The organism is Nostoc sp. 2RC (assembly GCF_014222165.1).
In the GTDB taxonomy this organism is placed as follows: Bacteria; Cyanobacteriota; Cyanobacteriia; order Cyanobacteriales; family Nostocaceae; genus Nostoc; species Nostoc linckia.
The window spans coordinates 1-6,177 of sequence record NZ_JACKZU010000442.1; the positions used below are offsets into that span (position 1 = coordinate 1).

Genomic DNA, 6,177 nt, shown 5'->3' on the forward strand with positions numbered 1-6,177 from the left:
GGAGCCGGATGACGCGAAAGTGTCACGTCCGGTTCTGAAGACGAGTTGAAAAGGTGACTTTTCAGCTTAGTTCAACAACCCAAGGTTTCCACTACGGGTATGCGACGAGTCAACACCCTAGCCAGAGAAAATCTCCAAGCACCCAAGGCCAAGAAAATTGCTAAGACCACAGGAATTTCATTAGGTAAAATTGCCATCGCCAGTGCTAATCCTGCCAAAAATCCCTGTAACCAATCACCCCTAGTTGCACTGTAAATCACAACCACAGCAACACAAATTGCGATCGCCACAAACGTCAGCCTACTAACAATGCGCCGCGTTTCCCTTTGCAGAACTGTGTCTTCCGGTTCTACAGTCTGCAAAGCTTTGCCAATCTTGCCCATTTCTGTATGGATACCTGTGGCATAAACTTGAGCAATACCCTGACCTTGGACTATCAGTGTACCTGAATAGACAAAAGGGAAATCTTCACCACCAGGACGTTGCTGTGTTGCTCTTTGGGCGATCATTTCTAACTCTGCACTATTCTCTACAGCTTGCTTGCGTACAGGTAGAGATTCACCTGTTAACAGAGATTCATCGACACTCAAGCTTGTAGACCAAATCACCACAGCATCCGCAGGAACTCTATCCCCTTCTGATAAGACAATTACATCACCACGCACCACTTCTCGTCCCGCAATTCGTTGGCGTTCTCCATCACGAATTACTAATGCACGCGGGCTAGAAAGGTCACGTAATGCTTCCAGTGACTTTTCTGTTTTTTGTTCCTGATATAAGTTGATGCCTACAATAAAGAAGACAAAGCCTAGTAGAATTAGGGCTTCCTGAGCATCACCCAAAAATAAGTAAATAACACCACAGCCTAGTAACAGTAAAAAAATAGGCTCTTGGAAGATTTCTATGGCAATTCCCCAAATCTGGCGGTGTTGGATAAATGGTAGCTCATTATACCCTTCTTGCTTCAGACGTTCAGCTGCCTCTGATGCAGATAGCTCTGTAATAAATTCCAGTTCGATTTGATGAGCCATTTTTGCCTCTACGACTATGCGTGAGTTTTTCCTAACAAATCAATCAGTCCCGTTCTTTTTACTACGGATTACGAATGAGTAATTCTATGCAACTTTTATTTTGACCAACACATTCCCTCAGGTGACAATGAAGTATGAGTTAACTGATTTGCATCTCTTTTTACCCATACATCATCAGTTAAATCATCCTCTAGAGCAATACTGCTCGGTTAACGATTTTTAACTCGGCATTGGGTCTGGGGAAAAGGTGAGCCAGCGCGGTCTTGGGGGTTTCCCCCATGAGCGACTGGCGAACCCCGAAGGGGTTAAAGGTTAAAGGTTTTTTCTTTCCCCTTTCCCCTTCCCCTTTTCCCTTTAACCGACAAGTATTGTCCTCTAGGGTTATTTCCTTCGCTTCTGCCTGTGGTTTTAAGATCTCAATTAAATCAAACAAAATTTCATCTATAAGTATAGGAATGACTGCAAAGACAATAGCGATCGATTATTTTTGTATTTGGAAGTCCCTACTGGATTGACACACATCAAGACAAGCTTGCACAAAATTATCAACTACACTGTTTGCAGAATCTCGCCGCCAAGCCACAGCTAACACACTGGGGGTGATATCCCGAACAGGACGGAAAGTTTGTCCAGACAACGCATAAACTTGTGTAGTGGTTTGCGAGACTAGTGCTATTCCTTGACCATTAATCACCGCTTCCATTGCTTCATTAGTGTTGTTTACTTCTGTACCATAGACAATTGGATGGCCGTCACGTTCATTTTTTGCTAGCCAATGATCTCGCCAGATTCCTGCTTCGGTAGGTACTGTAATAAACGGTTCATGAACCAAATCTGCTATCTGCAAAACTTCCTCCTGCGCGAGGGGATGGTCGGATGATAAAGCAACCCATCTTGGCTCAACCAATAGAATTTCAGTGAATAATTTTTCTTGTTTGGGAACCGGTAAACGTAATAAGGCAACATCAGTATTGCCAGAGAGTAGTCCAGCTGTAGGATCTGAAAACTCAAAAAAGCGAATTGCTACCCTCCATCCTGGTTGTAGCTCTTGAAACCTTGAAAGAATGGATTTCGTTAATTCGCTACCAATCCTGCAAATAAAGCCAACGCGTAATGTCTGCGTTTCCCTTGCTGCTGCTTCTCGCAGAGTTAACAAAGTAAACTGCCAATCCTCAATTAGTCCTTGAGCCAGAGGCAAAAGTGTTTCACCGGCAGCAGTTAGCTTCACCTCTCGACTGTTACGGCGTAGTAATTCAATGCCCAATTCTCGCTCTAGTTGGCGAATTTGTTTAGATAATGCTGGTTGTGAGATATATAACTGCTCAGCAGCACGGGTGAAGTTCAACTCTTGTGCCACCGCAACAAAGTAACGAAGCAAGCGTAAGTCTGCATCCATGCTGTATTAGTAGTTTTTATCTATTCTTTTTGGTTATAGCAGTATATCTTGGACTTTTGAGGCAGTATACGATAAAAATTTCTAATGGGCATTAAAGATTGGGCATAAGGCATTAGGAGATATGGGGAAGAGAAGGTAGACAAGGGAGAAAAATTCCTACCTTGTCTCCCCCCTCTCCCTTGTCTCTCCCCTCTCCCAATCCCCCATGCCCCATGCCCCATGCCCAACCCTAGCTTATGTTTGTCAATACTTTCATCAGGCGTCCAGTTCTGACGACCGTCTGTACATTCATCATTTTGTTGCTGGGAAGCATTTGTATTCCGATCTTGCCGATTTCTCAGCTACCAGATCTCGCCCCGGTGCAAATCACTGTTAGCTCTAACAACATTGGTGCGGATGCTCAAACAACAGAAAGCACTGTTACTAATATTATTGAGCGCCAAATTAATGGCGTTAAAAATGTATCTTACATCTCTTCTAATACAGGTAATGACGGTTCGAGCAATATAACTGTTTCCTTCCCAACTAGTGTTAATAGCGATATTGCTCAAGTCAACGTTCAAAATAAAGAAGCCCTCTCTGAACCTCAATTGCCGGATACTGTTCAACGAACTGGTGTCACCATTGAAACAGCATCAAGTAGTTTGCTTCTCGTCTATGGATTCTTTGCAGATAATAATGAATATGACAACATTTTTATTAGTAACTATGTTGATTTATTCATTCTCGATCAAATTAAGCGAATCCCTGGTGTAGGAAAAGCTACGATTTTTGGAGAACGCAAATATGCAATGCGTCTGTGGCTCGATCCCAACAAGCTTGCTCAACATCAGCTAACTCCTCAAGATGTGACAACTGCCCTACAAGAACAAAATATTCAGGTGGGTGCAGGGGCAATTGGTAAGGAACCAGCACCAGATAATCAAAGTTTTGAATTTGCTTTACGGGCAACCAGTCGGTTCAAAGATGCGGCTGAATTTGGAGAGATGGTGTTAAAGGTGGCTCAACCTGGCGCTACTAACACCAACACCTTAGTTAAAGTCAAAGATGTTGGCCGAGTCGAACTAGGAGCAGAGAGCTATCTTGCTGATGCCAAATTTACCCTCCCAGGAGATGCTCCCAAGCCGGCTGTGGGTTTAGGGATATATCAACTTCCAGGTAGTAATGCCTTACAAGTTGCCCATGCAGTGGAAGACCAAATCGCCACCTTAACCAAGAAATTTCCACCAGGACTCAGAGCGGAGTTAGCATTTGATACCACTCCATTTGTGGAAATTTCCTTAGAAGAAGTGCTACACACTTTGGTTGAGGCAATTGTGCTAGTGGTGTTAGTAATTTTTGTTTTCTTACAAGACTGGCGCACCACAATCATTCCCACCATTGCGATCCCCGTGTCTTTGATTGGCACATGTGCGGCTCTTTTGATTTTGGGATTTCAAATTAATACACTCACCTTATTTGGTTTTGTGCTGGCCATCGGGATTGTGGTGGATGATGCCATCATTGTGGTGGAAGCCGTTGCAGTGAAACTAGAACAGGGCATGAAGCCGCTACAGGCAGCAGTGGAAGCCATGAGGGAGTTGACAGGGGCAATTATCGCCACTTCTCTTGTATTAATGGCGGTATTTATTCCCGTTGCATTTATTCCGGGTACTACTGGTATTGTCTACAAACAATTTGCCTTAACCATTGCTTGCTCCATCGCCATTTCCACTTTTAATGCTTTAAGCTTCTCTCCGAGTATGGCAGCCATCCTCATGCGCCCAGCCCAGACTCCACGGGGGCCTTTAGGCTGGTTTTTTACGCAGTTTAATCGGGGATTTAGCTGGTTTACCCGCCGATACGTTAGGTTTGTTAGCTTCCTGACCCATATTAAAGTAGTGGTGATTGGAGTTTTCATCGCTGGTTTATTGGCAACTGGTTTCATGTACACAACAGTGCCTACCGGATTTATTCCAGAGGAAGACCAAGGCTACTTTTTTGTAATTGTCCAAGGGCCTGACGGAGTTTCTTTGAAATACACAGAATCAGTAATGGAACGCGTTGCCAAAGAAGTTACAGCAGTTCCAGAAGTGAGAGCTAGTTTTATGATTAGTGGGTTTGGTTTCGATGGGAATGCTTCTAATTTGGGCATTGCCTTTGCTAATCTAAAGCCTTGGAAAGAAAGAACCGAACAATCTCACTCTGTTTATGGCATCCTTCAAGGACTGAATAAAAAGCTGTCTGCAATTACCGAAGCTAGAGCGATCGCTGTGAATGCTCCACCTGTGAGAGGATTAAGTACCACTGGTGGTTTTGAGTTTATCATTCAAGACCGCACGGGCAGTGCGCCCATTGAAAGTTTGGTTGAGACTACTCAAAAGTTCATTGCCGCAGCAAATAAAAAACCAGTTCTTCAACGAGTTTTCACTCAATTCACCGCCAATACTCCGCAATTTGACATCCAGGTAAACCGCAATCAAGCCAAAGCTCTCAATGTCGAGATTAATGATATCTTTGGAGCATTGCAATCTTACTTGGGATCGCAATATGTGAACAACTTCGTTCAGGGACAGCGACAGTATCGAGTATACGTCCAAGCAGATGGGGTTTTCCGCTCAAATCCTGATGATATTGGCAAGTTGTATGTTCGCTCAACAACTGGGGCGATGATTCCCTTGAGCAGTTTGGTGAAAGTTACTCCCTTTGTGGGGCCAAAAACAATTTCCCATTACAACTTATATCGCTCAATCAAAGTCCAAGGCGCTCCCGCTCCCGGTGCGAGTTCTGGACAAGCAATAAAAGCGATGGAAGAAGTAGCAGCAGAGGTTTTACCCCAGGGATTTGGTTATGAGTGGACAGGGACTTATTTGCAAGAAAAGACATCTGGAGGAGCCACTGGGCTGATTTTTGCTTTAGCGATCGCTATTGTGTTTTTGGTACTGGCGGCTCAGTATGAAAGCTATATTGACCCCATTATTATTTTGCTCACAGTTCCCTTGGCAGTTTTGGGAGCAATGACAGCGATTTGGCTGCGATCGAATATTTTCATGGCAGGTAGCCTGTTTCCCAAAGTTGTAGATGATATTTATTGCCAAGTAGGTCTAGTAACTTTGATTGGTCTAGCCGCGAAAAACGCGATTTTGGTCGTGGAATTTGCCAATCAACTGCACGAGCAAGGTATGAGCTACACGCGGGCGGCGGTGAAAGCCGGACAAGAACGTTTGCGACCAATTTTAATGACTTCCTTTGCAGCACTATTAGGATTTTTGCCCTTGGTGATTTCTGAAGGAGCCGGAGCAAGTAGTCGTTGGTCTTTAGGTACAGCCTTATTCGGAGGGTTGCTGCTTTCAACCTTCTTGAGTTTGTTCTTAGTGCCAATTCTCTACATTCTTGTTAAAACCTTGGCTCAATCTCTATTTTCTCATAAGCGAGGGGGAGGCTCAAATCCACCTGATTTTCCAAATGAAACCTCAGATGGACACAGAGCATTGTCCATAGGCTCAAGTCAACAGCAAGATGGCAGAGCTGTTTAATGAGTATGTGGGTTATGGGGTAATAGGGTTCGGTTAAAGGGGAAAGGTAAAAGGGAAAGGGGAAAGGGGAAATACCAAACCTTTCCTCTTAACTTTTTCCCGACTTTTGCAAGAAGTTTAATGACGTTAGAGCAAACTTACTCAATTACTAATTAATCCGGAGTCACCCCACCCCGGTTTTGCTAACGCAAAACCTCCCCTCCCCGCCTGCGGGGAGGGGATTGAGGGGTGGGGT

At 44.2% G+C, this 6,177-nt stretch carries 3 protein-coding genes; 1 reads left to right on the top strand and 2 read right to left on the bottom strand.

The annotated features are described in order from the left end of the window. Positions 1-71: 71 nt before the first annotated feature. Both GNE10_RS30840 and GNE10_RS30845 read right to left on the bottom strand, forming a co-directional pair. Positions 72-1,031 (bottom strand): HAD-IC family P-type ATPase, encoded by a 960-nt coding sequence (locus GNE10_RS30840; RefSeq protein WP_260447097.1) that lies wholly within the window; start codon positions 1,029-1,031, stop codon positions 72-74. A 481-nt stretch (positions 1,032-1,512) separates the two neighbouring features. Further along, positions 1,513-2,427, bottom strand: coding sequence for a LysR family transcriptional regulator (locus tag GNE10_RS30845; protein ID WP_185569659.1), 915 nt, complete (start codon positions 2,425-2,427; stop codon positions 1,513-1,515). Between the two features lie 236 nt (positions 2,428-2,663). Between GNE10_RS30845 and GNE10_RS30850 the strand changes: the two genes are divergently transcribed. Continuing rightward, the gene (locus GNE10_RS30850; RefSeq protein WP_185569661.1) at positions 2,664-5,942 is read left to right on the top strand and encodes an efflux RND transporter permease subunit; all 3,279 of its coding nucleotides are present in this window, start codon (positions 2,664-2,666) and stop codon (positions 5,940-5,942) included. Positions 5,943-6,177 lie beyond the last annotated feature (235 nt).

Bases quoted from the DNA above. Each gene is read 5' to 3' on its own strand.
- GNE10_RS30840 (WP_260447097.1), bottom strand. From the start codon at position 1,031: ATGGCTCATCAAATCGAACTGGAATTTATTACAGAGCTATCTGCATCA.
- GNE10_RS30845 (WP_185569659.1), bottom strand. From the start codon at position 2,427: ATGGATGCAGACTTACGCTTGCTTCGTTACTTTGTTGCGGTGGCACAA.
- GNE10_RS30850 (WP_185569661.1), top strand. From the start codon at position 2,664: ATGTTTGTCAATACTTTCATCAGGCGTCCAGTTCTGACGACCGTCTGT.